Genomic DNA, 17,643 nt, shown 5'->3' with positions numbered 1-17,643 from the left:
TTTAAAGACCTCTATGGAATCGTTGCACCGTATTTTTAGTTTCACAAGCATGTCAGCCGAAGATTTAGCGTTTAATCGACTAGATTTCTGGATTTTCTTTTTGGCATTTATGGTGCTCTTTAGCGTTTTACATAAAAATAAGCTTGTTCGCAGTATGTTCATTGCGGCAGCAAGTTTGTTTTTGTATTTCAAAACTTCAGGCTTCTTTGTTACACTTCTAGCACTTTCAGTAGTTGTCAATTTCTTCCTCGGAAAATGGATTTTTAAGGTTGACAACAAATTGGGACGAAAATGGATCATTGCATTTTCCGCAATTTTCAATCTATTTTTTCTATTTTTCTTCAAATACGCCCACTTTTTCACAGATTCATTCAACAAAATGTTTCACACGAAATATGAGGTCTTCAACACCTTTGCACAATGGGGAAATGGATTTTTCGGAGCTGGAACTTTCGAAGAAATGATCTTGATGCCAGCAGGTATCAGTTTCTTTACTTTTCAGTCGATTAGTTATGTCGTAGATATTTACCGCAAAGAAATTGCACCAGTAAAAAACATTTGGGATTATGCTTTCTACGTAACGTACTTCCCACACGTACTCATGGGACCAATTGTTCGAGCACGCGATTTCATTCCACAGATTTATCAGAAATTCCAACTAAGTCAAAAAGAATTCAGTGAAGCCGTGTTCATGATTATGAAAGGTCTTTTCAAAAAAATTGTATTGGCAGATTTCATTGCGACCCATTTCATTGATTCGGTTGTGGATAATCCAGAAGGTTTCCCAGGTTATGTTAGTGTAATAGCGATGTGGGGATATTCACTACAGATTTATGGAGATTTCTCTGGTTACACAGACATCGCAATTGGAATATCCAAATTAATGGGATTCGAACTTTTACCCAATTTCAATTCTCCCTACAAAGCAAACAGTGTGGCCGATTTCTGGCGTAGGTGGCACAAATCATTGGGTTCTTGGCTGAAAGATTACTTGTACATTCCGCTGGGAGGAAACAAAAAAGGAACGATTGGAACCTTCGTTGCAATCATTATTATCTTCGTTTTTCTCATCTTCATTACAGGTTGGTATGAGCTGATTTTTGTCTACGTAGGTTTAATGAGTTTGTATGGAATTGCGATTTTGATTAGTCCAAAAGTAAAAACATTCATGTACCGCGATTTGAACTTGTTAATCACGATGATTTTAGGTGGATTGTGGCACGGAGCTTCGCAAAATTTCGTGATTTGGGGAGCAATGAATGGATTGGCTTTGGTGATTTATAACCATTGGAAAAAGGTTTCTCCTTATGAAAAAAGTTCTTGGTGGATTGTCCATTTCTGGAAAATTCTCTTCACTTTCAACTTCATTACATTCACACGTATTTGGTTCCGACTAAAAACAGAAGGGGCGCCAAATAAAATGTTGGATCGCATTTTCAATCATTTCGATTTCGAATGGGAGAAATTCACAGTTATTTTATCTACTTATGCTCCTGCCCTTTTAATCATGTTATTAGGATTTTTCATTCATTGGATTCCTCAAAAATGGAAAGATTTTATGGTTTCGAGCTTTGTGAAAACACACATGGTGGTTCAGATGTTAATAATTGCTGTATTCATAGTAATCTTGTATCAAGCAGCTTCTGATTCATTCCATCCTTTCGTATATTTGGAGTTCTAAAATAGAGGATATCAAAAGGTTGAAAGAGTTCAATGTGTTTAATCTCAAATTTGAACATTTGAACATTTGAACATTTGAACATTTGAACATTTGAACATTTGAACATTTGAACATTTGAACATTTGAACATTTGAACATTTGAAACAGTTAATCATTACTTTAAAAAAGGTCTAGGCATATGTTACCAGAAGTTCATTTTCAAGATTTGGGGTTGATTGATTATCAAGAAGCTTGGAATTACCAAGAAAAAATCTTTGGGGAAACCATTGCATTAAAAATTGAACGTAGGAATGAAACAAGCACGGAAGAGACAAAAAATCACCTATTGTTTTGTGAGCACCCACACGTTTATACACTTGGAAAGAGTGGAACTACCGATCATCTTTTACTGAATGAAGCCGGATTGGATGAACACCAAGCAAAGTTTTACCAAACCAATCGCGGTGGTGATATCACGTATCACGGCCCCGGTCAATTGGTCGCTTATCCTTTATTAGATTTGGATTATTTCTTCACGGACATCCACAAATACATGCGTTATTTGGAAGAAGCAGTCATTCATGTTTTGGCACATTACGGAGTCAAAGGAGAACGTTCTTCTGGATTTACTGGAGTTTGGATTGACGTAGAAACACCAAATGCTCGAAAAATCTGTGCCATGGGCGTCAAATCATCACGCTGGGTAACCATGCATGGGATTGGATTTAACATTAATTCGAATCTTTCTTATTTTTCTCACATCGTACCTTGCGGAATTGAAGATAAATCTGTAACTTCCTTGCAACAGGAACTTGGTAGAGCAGTTGATATGCAAGAAGTGAAAGACCTCTTGAAAGAAAAACTAGCTTCCCAATTCGGATTTACATACGCACAATAGTCATGAAACGTACCCTACTCAAATGGTCTAAACGAATCGGTTGGTTTGTTCTGATTCTATTTTTATCGCTGAATGTTTTAATTCTTCTAAGTGGCCGATTTTACCTTTACAAAGGAGTTTATTACACGTATTTACAAGGAGAAACCTCACCGACCATTTATGATTTGAATAAATTCTACAATGCTACTGTGAAAGCTCCTAAAAAGAGTGAACCGTGGAAATTCGAATTGTCAAAAGCCGAATTACTCAACAGTAATGACTTGAAATACATGGATACTTGGAAAACATCTTCTTTCTTAATCGTAAAGAATGATCAAGTTATCTATGAACGTTATTGGGATGAACACCATCCGGAAACAGTTTCCAATTCTTTTTCAGCAGCGAAAACAGTAGTGAGCATGCTCATTGGAATTGCGCACGAAGAAGGAGCTATCAAAAGTTTAGACGAACCCGTTGTTAAATACATTCCTGAATTTTCTGGAAAAGGAAAAGAGAAAATCACCATTCGGCACTTGTTGATGATGGCATCTGGATTGGATTGGGGTGAAAGCGGAAAAAATCCATTGTCTGAAAATGCAGAATCTTATTATGGATCCGATTTACGTGGGTTGGTCACTCGACAAAATGTGGAACGCGCTCCTGGTAAAGAATTCATTTACCAAAGTGGAAATTCGCAACTGCTTGGTTTTATACTTGAAAAAGCAACTGGTAAAGATTTGGCACAATATGCTTCTGAGAAGTTGTGGAGACCCATTGGTGCAGAATCAGATGCATTTTGGAGTTTGGATAAAGAAAATGGTGCAGAAAAAGCATTCTGTTGTTTATATAGCACTACTCGTGATTTTGCCCGAATTGGAAAAACATTGGCAAATCATGGAAAATGGAACGACAAACAAATTATTCCAGCAGCTTTTTTCGATGAAATGGTAAAAAACCCGACCATGTCAACAGAAGAAGGTGTTCCAAACACACGATACGGATTACACATTTGGACTTACGTGAGCAACGGGCATCCTGTTTATTACTGCCGCGGAATAAAAGGCCAATACATCATTGCTATCCCAGATGAACAGTTAATTATCGTGCGGACAGGTCATAAAAGAGCTCCAGATGTTGAAAAAGACCTTCTCAAAAAATCAAACACAAAAGCAAACCAAGAAAAAATTGGTCATCCTTCCGATTTATTTGAATATATCCGAATGGGAAGAAGTGTAGCAACTGCAAATCATTAACTTTGTAACCCAAAATTGTATAAACAATGCGAGAAGAGTTAAAAGGACCTGTTGTAGAAAATGTAAGAATTGTTATCGTACCTGAAATCAATGAAGAAGGGGGAATTCAACACTACGTGTATTTGCTCAATCTGCGCGATGATATCATGGAAGGAATTATCATTACAAGTCGTGGTTACGGAGAAGATGTGAATACGGGGGAGAAAATAAAAACTTCCACCTTGAGACATTCTTTGGAAGTACTCTTACCCGATGAAGCAGCAAAATTAGAACCAATCATGGAAGAAGTTTTTGGGCTTACAAACGAGTATTGGGTTTCCTTTTGGGCGGATGAAGTGATGTATGACAAACGTTTTATCTTCCTACCAGAAACTATCAGCGAAAAAAATTACACAGAAATTCCAAAGTTGGGTCGTAAAGGAATTATGGTTGGATAATTTTTTAGAGTCAAGATACAAGACTATAGACAAAAGACTTAAGACAGATTCATCAAATAAAAAAACCTCAGCTCCATTGATATTGGATTACTGAGGTTTTTCCTTTTATTTATAATTTGTCTTACATCTCTAGTCTTGTATCTAAAGTCTTATTGTCTCTTAAAGAGTTCCTCTCTTCTCTTGTTCTCTTTCAATCGACTCAAACAAAGCTTTGAAGTTTCCTGCTCCAAATCCTTTTGCACCCATTCGCTGAATTACTTCAAAGAATAAAGTTGGTCTGTCTTCAATCGGTTTGGTAAAGATTTGCAACAAATATCCTTCCTCATCCGCATCAATCATGATTCCCAATTTCTGCAATTCATTGATATCCTCTTTGAATTTAGACATGTGATCTTTCAAACGCTCAGGAATTGCATCGTAATATTCTTGTGGAGGAGTTGATAAGAACTCAACACCTCGTGATTTCATATCAGCAACCGTCTTGATGATGTCGTCTGTTGCAACGGCAAGATGTTGAACACCTTCACCTTCATAAAAATTAATGTACTCCTCGATTTGAGAACGCTTTTTACCTTCAGCAGGTTCGTTGATCGGGAACTTGATTCGGCCATTTCCGTTCGACATTACTTTCGACATCAAAGCTGAATATTCTGTTGTGATCTGTTTATCATCAAACGATAAGAAATTGACAAATCCCATGATATCTTCGAACCATTTTACAGCATCATTCATTCTATTCCAATCCACATTTCCTACCATGTGATCGATGAACTTCAACCCAACTGGAGCCGGATTGTAAGCTGATTGATGTGCTACATAACCTGGCATAAAAATTCCTTTGTAATTTTTGCGTTCAACGAATACAAAAACGGTCTCACCATAAGCTCCATAAATTCCGGAACGAACAACTTCTCCATGTTCATCCGATTCAACCATTGGTTCAAAAAATGACTTCGCTCCTCTTGTGGTTGTTTCTTCGTAAGATTTTCTAGCATCCTCTACCCAAAGTGCAATTACTTTTACTCCGTCACCATGCTTTTTTACGTGCTCACCAATTGGTGAATCACTATTCAATGCCGTTGTTAATACAATTCTGATTTTGTCTTGCTTCAGTACGTACGATGCACGATCTTTCACACCTGTTTCTAAACCAGCGTAAGCTAAATCCTGAAACCCAAATGCTGTCTTATAATAGTGCGCAGCTTGTTTCGCATTTCCTACATAGAATTCTACGTAATCTGTTCCCAACAAAGGCAAAAAGTCTTGTGCGCCTTCAAAAATTTTCTCTAAACCGTATTCTACGTTTTTAATCTCGTTACTCATGTTTCTTTAATTATCAATTTTTATATATTCTTAGCCTCTCCCCTTGAGGAGAGATTAAGAGGGGTGGCTGCCATCCCCCTTAGTCCCCCTTCAAAGGGGGAAACAATATTACTTATCCAGCCAACTCATTGCATAGGAATCATCTTCCATATCAATCGCAGCTTGTGTTAATTTCAACGGTCTGAATGTGTCAACCATTACAGCTAACTCACCCGTTTCTTTTTGTCCAATACTTCTTTCATACGCACCTGGATGCGGTCCATGAGGTATTCCACCTGGATGCAAGGAAATATATCCTCTCTCCACATGATTTCTACTCATAAAGTCACCATCTACATAGTACAATAACTCATCCGAGTCAATATTACTGTGATTATAAGGTGCCGGAATAGAAAGCGGATGGTAATCATACATTCTTGGTACAAATGAACAGATTACAAAATTGTGCGCTTCGAACGTTTGGTGTACTGGCGGCGGTTGGTGTACACGACCAGTGATCGGCTCAAAATCATGAATTGAAAAGGCATACGGAAAATTGTATCCATCCCAGCCCACAACATCAAATGGATGTGAAGCATACTGCAATTCATGCAACATGTTTTCCTTTTTAATTAGAATAGTGAAAGTTCCCAATTCATCGTGTGTCTCCAATTCAGAAGGTCCTCTAAAGTCTCTTTCACAAAACGGAGAGTGTTCCAATAACTGTCCAAATTTGTTGCGGTAATTTTTGGGTGTGTAAATCGGTGAAAAAGATTCGACGATAAATAACCTATTTTTTTCCGTTTCAAACTCCATTTGGTAAATCATTCCACGAGGAACAACCAAATAATCGCCATAACTAAACGGGATATTTCCCAACATTGTTCTCAAGGTTCCAGTTCCTTCATGAATGAAAATGACTTCATCTGCATCTGCATTTTTATAGAAGTACGTAGTCATTGATTTTTTAGGAGCTGCAAGTGCAATGTTTAAGTCGTTATTAAATAGAACAATTTCACGAGATTCTAAAAAATCGTCTTTGGGAGTCACATTGAATCCCTTCAACATGCGTGAAGTGATATTTTTATTAACAGCGGGAACAGGTGTCAAATCTTTCAATTCCTTTACAGATTTCACCATTGTTGGACGGTGAACGTGATATAACAAGGACGAAAATCCGTGAAATCCTTCCGTACCAAATAACTGTTCGTAGTACAGTTCTCCTGATTCCTTTCGGAATTGCGTATGTCTTTTAGGAGGTATTCTCCCTAAACTAGAATAAAAAGGCATTTTTTAAACAATTTACTTTAAATATTAACAAAAGAACAAATTACCTTGCTCAAAATTTTAAAACCTGAAACAGTAAGGTTTCACTGCAAATCACAATCATACAGTATCTGAAAGATACACAAAATTAACCATACCATAAAGCATAAAAAATGAGAATTGTCAGTTTTTCGTTAATAACTAAATCGTTTATCGGAAGGAAAAAATACTACATTTGCGCACAAATAACACCCCATGAAAAAAATCCTAGTTTTAGGTTCTTGTGGACAAATTGGAACCGAGTTAGTTCTTACACTTCGTGAAAAATTTGGCTCTGAAAATGTTGTTGCAGCTGATTTGAAAGACGCTTGTCCGGAAAATCTTTCTAATGGACCATATATTCAACTAGATGCTTTAAATAAAGAAAGTGTTCGCTCATATATCATTGATCAAAAATTTTCAGATGTTTATCTTTTAGCAGCTCTACTTTCTGCAACTGCAGAGAAAAATCCAGATTTTGCTTGGAAACTAAACATGGAAAGTTTGTTTATTATTTTGGATCTTGCAAAAGAAGGACATATTTCTAAAATTTTCTGGCCATCATCGATTGCTGTTTTTGGGCCAACAACTCCAAGGATTAAAACGCCGCAATATACCGTAATGGAACCAAGCACTGTTTACGGGATTTCGAAGCAAGCTGGAGAAAGATGGTGTGAATATTACTTCAATAAATTTGGGGTTGACGTTCGCAGTATTCGCTACCCTGGATTAATCTCTTACAAAAGTTTACCTGGAGGAGGAACAACCGATTATGCAGTTGACATTTATTACAAAGCAAAAGCTGGAGAGCACTTCACTTGTTTCTTAAAAGAGGATACCGCACTTCCAATGATGTTTATGGACGACGCAATTCGTGCAACGATTGAATTGATGGAAGCTCCAAAAGAACAAGTTAAAATTCGTTCTAGTTATAATCTATCCGCTTTAAGCTTTACGCCAAAGCAAATTTTTGAGACAATAAAAAAAATAATTCCTTCATTTTCAATTGAATACCAGCCAGATTTTCGGCAAGCAATTGCAGATTCATGGCCAGCATCTATTGATGACTCGTATGCGCGAGAAAATTGGGGATGGAAAGAAAGTTATGATTTGGACAAAACAACAATGGAAATGTTAAATAACCTGTGATTCAGGTAAAAAAATCTATTCCATTCAATATTAATCGAAAAAAAAAAGGACTTCAGCGAAATTTTGATAGTATTCAGGCAACTATAACAAAATAATTCTATCTTTAGAATGCGCTACAAAACTTATTCAAAACATGTGGAAATATAAACAAGTCGGACTCATTGTTTTTTTCCTGTTACTATTTACGGTTGTCGAAGCATCCCCTATTACGGATCAAGATGGTAAGTTAAATGTTACGGATGCAAACGGTAAAAAGCAAGGTAAGTGGATTTACTACGGTAAAGACCGTCCTGATTCTGGCGTACCCGCAAGTGGCAAAGTTGAAGAAGGAAAATTCATTGATGACCGCAAAGAAGGTATTTGGATTAAATATCATCTAGATGGAACTACTCCCGCACTCAAAGGAACTTATGAACATCACCGCCCAAAGGGAGAATATACTCGATTTTGGCCAAATGGTCAAGTAAAAGAAAAGGGAAGTATTGATAAAGCAGGTTACAAAGATTCTTTGATTCGTTACTATGAAAATGGAACTGTGGCATTCGCAGGATTCTATACTGCTACAGGTAAAGAAAATGGAAAAATCAGTTACTATTATCCGAATGGACAATTAGAAAAAGAATACAACTCTAATAATGGTGTGGTTACAGGAAAATCTACTGATTATTATGAAAATGGAGATGTAAAGAAAATTACTTATTTTGATGGGACAGGAACTGTTACTAATACTGTAGAAAAAGAGCCTGTTCACCCAATGATTAAAGTAAAAGACCCAAATGATTCCAAAGAAAAGGCACCAGCTATTGTTGGAGCTCCTAAAACACAAGGAGTGAAATGGGCACCAAATGGGTATAACAAAGTATATAACAGCGACGGTGAAATCTCTCAAGACGGAGAATTTAAAAACGGAGCACTTTGGGATGGTAAGGTGTATGTTTACGACAATGACGGAATTCTATTGAAGGTTAAAGTATACAAGAATGGTGTATATCATTCTGACGGACAGCTCTAAAAAAATTAAATCCTCATCAGAAGATGAGGATTTTTTATTTCTATTATCCTTCTTTCTTCTTGAAATTAGCTAATTTCGTTTCATGTTCAATGAGATCAATAAACTTTCTATTATCGTTCCAGCCTACAATGAGGAAAAAACCATTCTAGAAGTCATTACACTTTTAGAAAAAATAAAATTGGTCAACGATATTGAAAAAGAAATTATTATTATCGACGATCATTCAAAAGATAAAACCGCCCAACTGGTTTCTGATTACATTGCCAAAAACACAGATTCACCACTGATTTTCTTTTCACAAGTAATGAATCAAGGTAAAGGTGCAGCAATTCATAAAGGAATAGAACTCGCTTCTGGAAATATCATTGTAATTCAAGATGCAGATTTGGAGTTGGTTCCAGAAGAAATAAACTCTTTGTTAAGCCTGTATCTAAAATCACCGAATCAGATTGTATACGGATCCCGTTTTCTGGAAGATAAACATTCAAAAACCAATTTCATCTGGCACATCATGGGAAATGGTTTTTTGACCAAGCTTTCCAATCTATTTTCAGGATATCGATTAACAGACATGATGACCTGTTACAAAATGATTCCAGCAGCAACCTTAAAATCTCTTAAACTAAAAGAAAAGCGTTTTGGATTCGAACCAGAAGTAACCATGAAACTATCTAAAATCAAGTCATTAAAGATTCACGAAGTTCCGATCACCTATATTGCTAGAAACAAAGAGGAAGGAAAAAAAATATCCTGGAAAGATGGTATGAAAGTGATTTGGTGCGTGGTTCGTTATCGGTTTGGAAACTAGTTCTTCATTTGATTGCTATCTTCTTCACAACAACACTAAAATCATTAATTTTAAACTGTTTTTTTGCTCTGTTCCAAATGTAAAAACCGATTTTTTCACTTGAATTAGCATACGGATATACTTCCTCCTGAATTTCAAAATCAATAGCTTTCTCTTTGCCTTCTTTATAGAATGAATAGAGCGGAAAAGCATAATAATAAACTTGTTCTTCCTTCTTATTCTGAGCCGCAAAAATAATTTCTATATCTTTCCAATCAGAATCCTCCAATAATTGCTTTGTTAGATGAAACTCGAAAAAATAGCGAATGTTTCGTCTTCTATCCTTCAGATGATAAGTTAAACCTTGTCCAAATTCTATAGAACCATCGTATTTCTGGTTTTTCAATTCAGTTGGAACCAACTCTTTCGTAGATACAACGGTGCCAAAAGGTTGGCAGTTATACAGAATGGAATATTTATTAGGAATCTTGTAATTAAAATCCAATATGCTTTTCCAATACGTATACGCTGTGAATCGCTGTTTCGGATAAACTCCTGAAACACATTGGTATGAACGAATTCCCATGTATCCAAAAACGAGTGTGAGCAATCCATATTTCACAACAGAATTTCTAATAATCTGCAATGTAACAATGAGTGGGAACGTAAAAAGAAATTGAAACTCTATAAATCCACGGTGGCCAAAAAATGATTGATAATCCCAGCACCACCAAGATGAAAGAACATAAGTAATCGTAATAAATGGTAATATCCATGAAACAAATAAGTACCGATTGGTTCGAAGCCAATAAACCAATCCTATAATTGAAAGTAAGGCAATTGGCGCGTGAACAAAAATTCCAATACGGTAACTAATCCATGTTTCAAGTAAGTGTTTCCCACTAAAATCAAATCCTTCACCTTGATAAGACCAGTAAAAAAAGTGCCCCGTCTGCCAGTAGGTAATCAATGGCAATAGCATCAAAATGGTTAAAAAAGCAGAGATAAATCCTGCCAACTGTCCATTTCTTACTTGTAGAATTTTCTTCAGTGCTCCTAAAAAGGAATCCCTCGTTTTAAATAAAAAGGGAAGAATCGCCAAAATCATCATGTTAGTAGGACGAACTAAAAACAGTAAGCCTAAAATAATTCCAAGATAAATGAGAAACTTCATTTTATAATCTCTCTTATAACGGAGTATATTCCAACAGAACAATGAAAACAAAAACAAACTATAGTGGTGAGATAAGCCTCCATAGAAAAACCCATGGTACCATACATTAGTAGCAAAAATGAGTGCTATACTAACAAGCCATGTATACTTAGAGGATTCAAAATAAATTGCCAGTACTTTTTGGAAGAACAGAATACTCAAAAAGACATACAACAATGATCCGAAAAAAAAGAAAATCAAATGATTATCAGAATATCCATCAAAATTTTTTCCACCTATCCAATCCACTAAGGTGGCGGTTGCATAAAATGGACTTTGAAGAATTGCAACCCCTGGATAGCATTTGTTTACAGCTAAACCCTCCTCTGTTTTAAGAATATACAATTGAGGAGCGTCTTTACCAACGATTTTTTGCTCAGATTGAAGTGTTTTTTCAAATGTATTATCGCTGGTGCTGACTGCTGGTAAAAAATAGTAGTAACCTCTTCCATCGGAATTAATGATACTATTTCTCCAATGAGGACCATGAAAACTCATTATTGCTATTCCTAAAAGAAGCATCACACAACCCACCCAAAAAATTGGGTTACGCAAAATATATTTTAAGAGAAATTGACTCTTCACTATATTTAAGGTTTATCCCAAAAGGTTGGTTCTGTAAACCGAATAATAGAAATGAAATTAGAACTCACTTCACGTGTAATAATAGAATAAAGCAAACCTGTTAATCCGCTATAAATAATCTGATATTCTGTAATGAATACACCGTCTTTATACACCAATTTAGATTGTAAATTTCCAAATGCATCATAGGTAAAATGTGATTCACTTACAGGAACTGGTTCCGTGTTTTTATACACTGAAATTCGCTCTATCAAACCTTTATCGGAATACTTATACTTGGTTGTAAGCTTATTCCTCGTAATTGTAAATAATTCTTCTTCCTGAGATAAAAAGCCTAAACTGTCATTGTATTTAGTTAATTCTAAGTATTGATTTCCATAACTATTGAAAATTTTCTTCTTGAATTGTCCTTCATAAACCTGATAGCTCATTGTTTCCGTATTCCAAAGAATACTTCTTTCAATCGATGGAGTTAATAAACTATTCATCGTATCAATATCCCGATAAACTTCTTCCTTTACAACTTGACCTTCCGAATTATAGGTGTAATAGGTTGAAAGAAAACCCTTTTTCTGCGAAATGCGTCTCCGAACCATTCTTCCATCATGTGTGTAATCATAAAATCGAACAGTGGTGTCTGTAACTAAATCACCTTTCGCTGTTTGATAATGGCGTGTTAAATTACCCAATGTGTCAAAATTAAACACATATATGTAATTCGATTCGCGCATAATATCACCTTGCTTTTTGAAAGTATACGTCCCGCGAATTTCCTTAATTTTACTTGCTTTTACAAATCGAGTGTTAAAAAATGGAGCATCCGTAAAAGCCAATCCTTTGGAGTTGTCCAAAAGTTGAGCTGAGCCCTCGAACGCAAAAAAAATGGCTGCTAAAAAAAAGCTATACTTCGAAATCATCACACAAAAATGGGTTGAATTTCGAAGCATAGCTAGTATTTTATGAAAAATTGGAGAACTCTTGATTATAACCAAGAAAGGATAAAGCTAAATCCTAACATTCCGATTAGAGCAATTGTTAAAACGGCAATTGTCAATGGTGATAATTTAATTTTTTCTTGTTCTTCCTCTGCAGGCGAAACAATTGTTCCGATGACTTTTAAGTAATAATAAATACTGATCCCGGAATTAATTAGAGCAATGATTACCAACCAAGAAGCATTTTCCCAAGCAGATGAGAATAAAATGTATTTTGCAAAGAAACCAGATGTTGGAGGAATTCCAGCAAGTGATAACAAGGAAACAATTCCTACAATTGCCAAGAATGGATTTCGTTTACCTAAACCTTTCAAAGAAGAAATGCGATCTTCCGAATCATTTACCGCAATCCCCACAGCTATAATTCCTACGATTGAGAATCCATAAGCAAACATATAGAACCACAAGATCTCTGCAGAAATATTATACGAAATTCCTGAAACAAAAAGCAATAAAGTATATCCAACATGTGTAATGGATGAATAAGCCAATAAGCGCTTAAATTTCGTTTGGCGAATTGCTGATAAATTTCCTACAAACAGCGTGATTATAAGCATCACTACCAAAGCATCTTTCCAGAATAAGAATAATTCTCCTTGACCAAAACAAATCGCAAACATTTTAAGGAAAGCATAAAACGCAGCTATTTTAACTACAGATGCCATAAATCCAGTTACAGCATGGGGTGACCCATCGTATACATCTGGACTCCAAAAATGGAAAGGTGCAGCTCCAATTTTAAAGACGAAAGAAGCCATAATTAGAAGCACACCAATCATTAAAATAGGACTCAATGTATCCATTTCTCCAACTTTCATCTGAATTTCAGCAAGTTTAAACGTCCCTGTTGCTCCGTAAACCCAAGCCAATCCGAATAAGAAGATTCCTGTTGCGAATGATCCAGTTAAGAAATACTTCAAAGATGCTTCTGAAGAGCGCACATCTGACTTATTACTCCCTGCCATGACATAGATTGGTAAGGAAAGGATTTCTAAACCAAGAAAGAACATAAACATATCTGTATATGCTGTCATAATCATGGCACCAGTGGCAGAGAACATAAGCAATCCAATATACTCGCCTGTATGCGTTGGATTTTCTTTAAATCGTTCGTAACCAATTCCAATAATTAAGAGCGATAATACACAGATTGCAAGGCTAAAAATCAACGCAAACTGATCAAAAAGCAATCCCTCATAAGTCAAAAAGTCAAAAAATGCTTTTCCTGTTTGAAGTTGAGTGATAATAATGATAATGGCAGCTAACAAACCAATCATTGCTGAGCTTACAACTAACCAAGGCTTCTTAGCAAAAGCAGCAAATAGGGAAATCAATCCACTGGCAAAAACAACTAATAATGCATCCATATTATAAACCTGAAGGTGTTGAAAGTGTTTCTAAAACTATTTTTAAACTTGGATTTACAAAATCCGTAATCACTGCTGGGTAAACTCCCAAAATCACTACTGCGATAACAATGAATGCCAAAACAAAGAGTTCAGACCAATGCAAATCTGCAAATTGATCTCTTGTTACTGGACCGTACATACTCAATTGATAAGCTCTAAAGGTATAAACTGCTCCTAAAATCAATGTTGTTCCTGCAATAATTCCAATAATCATGTCAAACTCAACAAGTCCTTTTAACATCAAAAATTCACCAATGAAGCCGCTTGTTAATGGAACCGAAACCGAAGCGAACGCCAAAGCTGCAAACCAAAATGCAAATTTCGGAGCTTGTTTTGCAAATCCACCCAAATCAGCCAAGTTTCTTGTTCCCGTTCTGCGTTCAATAATCTCTACAGCAAGGAACAATCCAACTGCAACCAATCCGTGATTGACAATTTGAACCATACTTCCTGATAAAGCATCAAAATCCCAAACCATGATTGCTGCAGCAATTAATCCAACGTGAGACATCGAAGCAAATGCGAATACACGCTTGATATCTTTTTGTTTAATGGCAATAACCGCTGCATAAACAACACCAATTGTAGCTAAAACGATAACAAAATACTGTAAACAAGGCATTGCTTCTGGAAATAATGGAATCATCCAGCGAATCATTCCGTATAGAGCCATTTTCAGCATAATACCAGAAAGTAACATAGTACCAGCCATTGGAGACTTCGTATAGGTATCAGGCTGCCACGTATGGAAAGGAAAAATTGGAATTTTAATGGCAAATGCCAAGAAGAATCCAAGCGCCAACCAACAAGCGGTTTTAGAAGTAAAGACAACTGCTTTCAAATCTTCGATCTGGAAAGATGCTGCGTTTACTTTGATTCCGATTAAAGCTGCCAACATAGCAAGAGATCCTACAAATGTGTAAATGAAGAATTTCATCAATGCTGCCTTTCTTTCCGGGGCACCAAACCACCAAGAGATTAAGAAGATCGGAATTAAGGTAATTTCCCAGAAAACGTAGAACCACAATCCATCCATTGAAATGAACACGCCAATTAGACCCAATTGCATGAAGAAAACCATACTTGTAAACAAGCGATTTTCTGCCAATTCATTTTTGAAATTAGATACCAAAACCAATGGAACCAATACTGCTGTCAATAACAGCATGAGTAAAGAAATTCCATCGTAGCCAAAGCTAAGGGTAATTCCAAACAACCATTGTTTATTTGCAAATAATTGAACTGTTCCATCATTGTTGTACTGCGTCATACATGCTATTACAACACCTAAAACGGCAAGCGAACCGATAATTCCGTATGCACGAACGCCACTTTTAGGGACGATCAATACCGATAACGCAAAGAAAACTGGTAAAATAAATAAAAGAATTTCCACGTCTTAGTTTTTATAATAGATAATGTAATAAACAATTAACCCAATGATTCCGAAAACCATCCAAAGAATGTAATTGTCTGTTCTTCCCGTTTGAATTTTACGGACTAAATCTCCTGATTTTCCAATCACTTTTCCAATTCCAACCACACTACGGTGTAAAAATACACCTTCAAAATAATGTGCTCCTTTTTCAGAAATCCAAAGAACAGGTCTCACAAACAAGAAGTCGTAAATCTCATCAAAGTACAATTTCATGGCAGACGCTTTTGCTAAACCTTTCACATCCTCATCTGCAGCTGGAAGACTATTTTTCTTCACATAAACAATGTATGTTACAATTGCAATAATAACAGCCATCGCTCCCGCAGCAACCATCAACATCAATGTTGTATTTGGATCTGCATGCTCACCCATTTGAATTCCAGAACCAGAAACATTATGAGCATAGTAATGAGACAACCAATGTGTTCCATTGTGGAGGAAAACACCTGGTAAATTCAACAATCCACCAAAGATGGAAAGAATCGCAAGAATTACCAAAGGCAAAGTCATAGAAGCAGGACCTTCATGTAAATGATGCTCTTGTTCGTGCGTGCCACGGAATGTTCCGAAGAAAGTCACGAAATACAAACGGAACATATAAATCGCAGTCAAAGCTGAACTAAACATCAATGCGAAATACACGAATTTGTGTGATTCGAATGCATGACCGATAATTTCATCTTTCGAATAGAAACCAGAAAGCAATGGAATACCTGAAATTGCTAAAGTTCCAATTAAGAAGGTAATGTGTGTAATTGGAATTTTCTTGCGAAGTCCTCCCATTTTACGAATATCTTGTTCGTCAGACATAGCATGAATCACACTTCCAGATCCTAAGAATAACAATGCTTTGAAGAATGCGTGTGTTGTAACGTGGAACATAGCCGCTGTGTAAGCTCCCATTCCCAATGCTACAAATAACATCCCCAATTGAGAAACCGTTGAATAAGCCAATACTTTTTTGATGTCGTTTTGACGCATCGCAATGAATGCTGCAACAATCGAAGTTGCCAAACCAACGTACAACATGATATCTTTTGTTAGATGCGCACCATCCAATTCGAATAAGAAATTAGAACGAACCGTTAAGAAAATACCAGCTGTTACCATCGTTGCAGCGTGAATCAATGCAGAAACTGGAGTTGGTCCAGCCATCGCATCAGGTAACCATGTAAACAAAGGAATTTGAGCCGATTTACCAGTTGCACCGATAAACAAACAGATTGTAATACCGAAGATGAGCATTTCAGAGATTTCGAATCCTTCTGTCATTACTGCATTCGCAACTTCTCCGTATTCCAATGTTCCGAATTTTCCAAGAATCAAGAATAAACCTATCAATAAACCTAAGTCTCCAATACGATTCATGATGAATGCCTTGCGAGCAGCCAATGTGTTTTTGAAGTCTTGGTACCAGAATCCAATCAACAAATATGAACAAATTCCTACACCTTCCCATCCGAAGAACAACATGAAATAATTGCTTCCCAAAACCAGAACCAACATCGCAAAAATGAAGAGATTCAAATAGGTGAAGAACTTGTAATATCCAGCATCATGCTTCATGTAACCCATGGAGAACAAATGAATCAATGTTCCAACACCTGTTACAATTAAGGTCATCCACATGGATAAATTATCTGCGAACAATCTTGCATTTAAAGAGAATGAACTTGTTTTAATCATTGTAAACAAATGAACCGTTACCGATTCACCATGCTGTACGCTCATAAAAGCCATCACTGCAAGAACAAACGAAACGGCCATTACACCTGTTGCAATCGTTCCCACCATCACTTTTGAAAGAGATTTCCCTATTGTACCATTGATAAATGCCCCCATTAACGGAAGCAATAAAATCAAAGGAAGTATTTGTGATACCGACATGTTTTAGTTTTTTAATTTGTTAAACAATCGAATATCCACTGAACGGGTATTGCGGAAAAGAAGCACTAAAATCGAAAGACCTACCGTTGCTTCAGCAGCAGCCACAACCATGACGAAGAACACAAAAAGTTGTCCGTCTGCCTGCCCGAAATATGTTGAAAACGCTACCAGTAACAAATTCACTGCATTGAGCATTAATTCAATACACATCAATAAAATGATTGCATTCTTACGGTAAAGCACACCAAACACACCTATGACAAACAATGCCGTAGCAAGTACCATGTAGTGTTCAATCTTTACCCCTGATTCAAATAATGTCGCTAATAACATA

15 protein-coding genes are annotated in these 17,643 nt (G+C 36.3%); 7 read left to right on the top strand and 8 right to left on the bottom strand.

The window, feature by feature from the left end:
- Nucleotides 1–13: 13 nt before the first annotated feature.
- From FLUTA_RS09905 to FLUTA_RS09890, 4 genes are all read left to right on the top strand, one after another.
- Nucleotides 14–1,681, top strand: a complete 1,668-nt coding sequence (locus FLUTA_RS09905) for an MBOAT family O-acyltransferase (protein ID WP_013686737.1) — start codon at nucleotides 14–16, stop codon at nucleotides 1,679–1,681.
- 178 nt (nucleotides 1,682–1,859) lie between these two features.
- Entirely contained in the window at nucleotides 1,860–2,558 is a 699-nt protein-coding gene (lipB, locus tag FLUTA_RS09900; protein ID WP_013686736.1) for a lipoyl(octanoyl) transferase LipB, read from the top strand.
- A 2-nt stretch (nucleotides 2,559–2,560) separates the two neighbouring features.
- Nucleotides 2,561–3,790 (top strand): serine hydrolase domain-containing protein, encoded by a 1,230-nt coding sequence (locus tag FLUTA_RS09895; RefSeq protein ID WP_013686735.1) that lies wholly within the window; start codon nucleotides 2,561–2,563, stop codon nucleotides 3,788–3,790.
- A 26-nt stretch (nucleotides 3,791–3,816) separates the two neighbouring features.
- Entirely contained in the window at nucleotides 3,817–4,227 is a 411-nt protein-coding gene (locus FLUTA_RS09890) for a hypothetical protein (protein ID WP_013686734.1), read from the top strand.
- A gap of 159 nt (nucleotides 4,228–4,386) precedes the next feature.
- Here FLUTA_RS09890 and hppD read toward each other — a convergent pair whose 3' ends face one another.
- Both hppD and FLUTA_RS09880 read right to left on the bottom strand, forming a co-directional pair.
- Nucleotides 4,387–5,550: a 4-hydroxyphenylpyruvate dioxygenase gene (gene hppD, locus FLUTA_RS09885; RefSeq protein WP_013686733.1), complete on the bottom strand. Its 1,164-nt coding sequence runs from the start codon at nucleotides 5,548–5,550 to the stop codon at nucleotides 4,387–4,389.
- A gap of 108 nt (nucleotides 5,551–5,658) precedes the next feature.
- The gene (locus FLUTA_RS09880) at nucleotides 5,659–6,819 is read right to left on the bottom strand and encodes a homogentisate 1,2-dioxygenase (RefSeq protein ID WP_013686732.1); all 1,161 of its coding nucleotides are present in this window, start codon (nucleotides 6,817–6,819) and stop codon (nucleotides 5,659–5,661) included.
- 231 nt (nucleotides 6,820–7,050) lie between these two features.
- Here FLUTA_RS09880 and FLUTA_RS09875 point away from each other — a divergent pair, with 231 nt between their 5' ends.
- The 3 genes from FLUTA_RS09875 to FLUTA_RS09865 all read left to right on the top strand — a co-directional run bounded on the left by FLUTA_RS09875 (nucleotide 7,051) and on the right by FLUTA_RS09865 (nucleotide 9,803).
- The gene (locus FLUTA_RS09875) at nucleotides 7,051–7,983 is read left to right on the top strand and encodes an NAD-dependent epimerase/dehydratase family protein (protein ID WP_013686731.1); all 933 of its coding nucleotides are present in this window, start codon (nucleotides 7,051–7,053) and stop codon (nucleotides 7,981–7,983) included.
- A 133-nt stretch (nucleotides 7,984–8,116) separates the two neighbouring features.
- Entirely contained in the window at nucleotides 8,117–8,995 is an 879-nt protein-coding gene (locus FLUTA_RS09870) for a toxin-antitoxin system YwqK family antitoxin (RefSeq protein ID WP_013686730.1), read from the top strand.
- Nucleotides 8,996–9,077: 82 nt separating this feature from the next.
- A complete protein-coding gene (locus tag FLUTA_RS09865) occupies nucleotides 9,078–9,803 on the top strand; it encodes a glycosyltransferase family 2 protein (RefSeq protein WP_013686729.1) in 726 nt (241 codons plus the stop codon).
- Between the two features lie 4 nt (nucleotides 9,804–9,807).
- On the opposite strand, the gene FLUTA_RS09860 is transcribed toward FLUTA_RS09865, so the two are convergent.
- The 6 genes from FLUTA_RS09860 to nuoK all read right to left on the bottom strand — a co-directional run bounded on the left by FLUTA_RS09860 (nucleotide 9,808) and on the right by nuoK (nucleotide 17,642).
- Complete coding sequence (locus FLUTA_RS09860; RefSeq protein WP_148235421.1) at nucleotides 9,808–11,493, bottom strand: hypothetical protein; 1,686 nt, start codon at nucleotides 11,491–11,493, stop codon at nucleotides 9,808–9,810.
- A gap of 92 nt (nucleotides 11,494–11,585) precedes the next feature.
- Nucleotides 11,586–12,527 (bottom strand): hypothetical protein, encoded by a 942-nt coding sequence (locus FLUTA_RS09855; protein WP_148235420.1) that lies wholly within the window; start codon nucleotides 12,525–12,527, stop codon nucleotides 11,586–11,588.
- A gap of 35 nt (nucleotides 12,528–12,562) precedes the next feature.
- Entirely contained in the window at nucleotides 12,563–13,942 is a 1,380-nt protein-coding gene (locus tag FLUTA_RS09850; protein ID WP_013686727.1) for an NADH-quinone oxidoreductase subunit N, read from the bottom strand.
- 1 nt (nucleotide 13,943) lies between these two features.
- The gene (locus FLUTA_RS09845; RefSeq protein ID WP_013686726.1) at nucleotides 13,944–15,380 is read right to left on the bottom strand and encodes a complex I subunit 4 family protein; all 1,437 of its coding nucleotides are present in this window, start codon (nucleotides 15,378–15,380) and stop codon (nucleotides 13,944–13,946) included.
- A 3-nt stretch (nucleotides 15,381–15,383) separates the two neighbouring features.
- Nucleotides 15,384–17,309: an NADH-quinone oxidoreductase subunit L gene (gene nuoL, locus FLUTA_RS09840; RefSeq protein WP_013686725.1), complete on the bottom strand. Its 1,926-nt coding sequence runs from the start codon at nucleotides 17,307–17,309 to the stop codon at nucleotides 15,384–15,386.
- 3 nt (nucleotides 17,310–17,312) lie between these two features.
- Nucleotides 17,313–17,642 carry an NADH-quinone oxidoreductase subunit NuoK gene (nuoK, locus tag FLUTA_RS09835; protein ID WP_013686724.1) on the bottom strand — a complete coding sequence of 110 codons (330 nt, stop codon included), beginning with the start codon at nucleotides 17,640–17,642 and terminating at the stop codon, nucleotides 17,313–17,315.
- Nucleotide 17,643: the final 1 nt, after the last annotated feature.

It is taken from the genome of Fluviicola taffensis DSM 16823 (assembly GCF_000194605.1).
Taxonomy (GTDB): Bacteria; Bacteroidota; Bacteroidia; order Flavobacteriales_D; family Crocinitomicaceae; genus Fluviicola; species Fluviicola taffensis.
The sequence above is the reverse complement of the archived record's forward strand: the minus strand, read 5'-3'. Positions and strand labels throughout refer to the sequence as shown.

Excerpts from the sequence above, each read along its gene's own strand:
- FLUTA_RS09905 (WP_013686737.1), top strand. The coding sequence starts at position 14 with ATGGAATCGTTGCACCGTATTTTTAGTTTCACAAGCATGTCAGCCGAA.
- lipB (WP_013686736.1), top strand. The coding sequence starts at position 1,860 with ATGTTACCAGAAGTTCATTTTCAAGATTTGGGGTTGATTGATTATCAA.
- FLUTA_RS09895 (WP_013686735.1), top strand. The coding sequence starts at position 2,561 with ATGAAACGTACCCTACTCAAATGGTCTAAACGAATCGGTTGGTTTGTT.
- FLUTA_RS09890 (WP_013686734.1), top strand. The coding sequence starts at position 3,817 with ATGCGAGAAGAGTTAAAAGGACCTGTTGTAGAAAATGTAAGAATTGTT.
- hppD (WP_013686733.1), bottom strand. The coding sequence starts at position 5,550 with ATGAGTAACGAGATTAAAAACGTAGAATACGGTTTAGAGAAAATTTTT.
- FLUTA_RS09880 (WP_013686732.1), bottom strand. The coding sequence starts at position 6,819 with ATGCCTTTTTATTCTAGTTTAGGGAGAATACCTCCTAAAAGACATACG.
- FLUTA_RS09875 (WP_013686731.1), top strand. The coding sequence starts at position 7,051 with ATGAAAAAAATCCTAGTTTTAGGTTCTTGTGGACAAATTGGAACCGAG.
- FLUTA_RS09870 (WP_013686730.1), top strand. The coding sequence starts at position 8,117 with ATGTGGAAATATAAACAAGTCGGACTCATTGTTTTTTTCCTGTTACTA.
- FLUTA_RS09865 (WP_013686729.1), top strand. The coding sequence starts at position 9,078 with ATGTTCAATGAGATCAATAAACTTTCTATTATCGTTCCAGCCTACAAT.
- FLUTA_RS09860 (WP_148235421.1), bottom strand. The coding sequence starts at position 11,493 with ATGAGTTTTCATGGTCCTCATTGGAGAAATAGTATCATTAATTCCGAT.
- FLUTA_RS09855 (WP_148235420.1), bottom strand. The coding sequence starts at position 12,527 with ATGCTTCGAAATTCAACCCATTTTTGTGTGATGATTTCGAAGTATAGC.
- FLUTA_RS09850 (WP_013686727.1), bottom strand. The coding sequence starts at position 13,942 with ATGGATGCATTATTAGTTGTTTTTGCCAGTGGATTGATTTCCCTATTT.
- nuoL (WP_013686725.1), bottom strand. The coding sequence starts at position 17,309 with ATGTCGGTATCACAAATACTTCCTTTGATTTTATTGCTTCCGTTAATG.
- nuoK (WP_013686724.1), bottom strand. The coding sequence starts at position 17,642 with ATGTTATTAGCGACATTATTTGAATCAGGGGTAAAGATTGAACACTAC.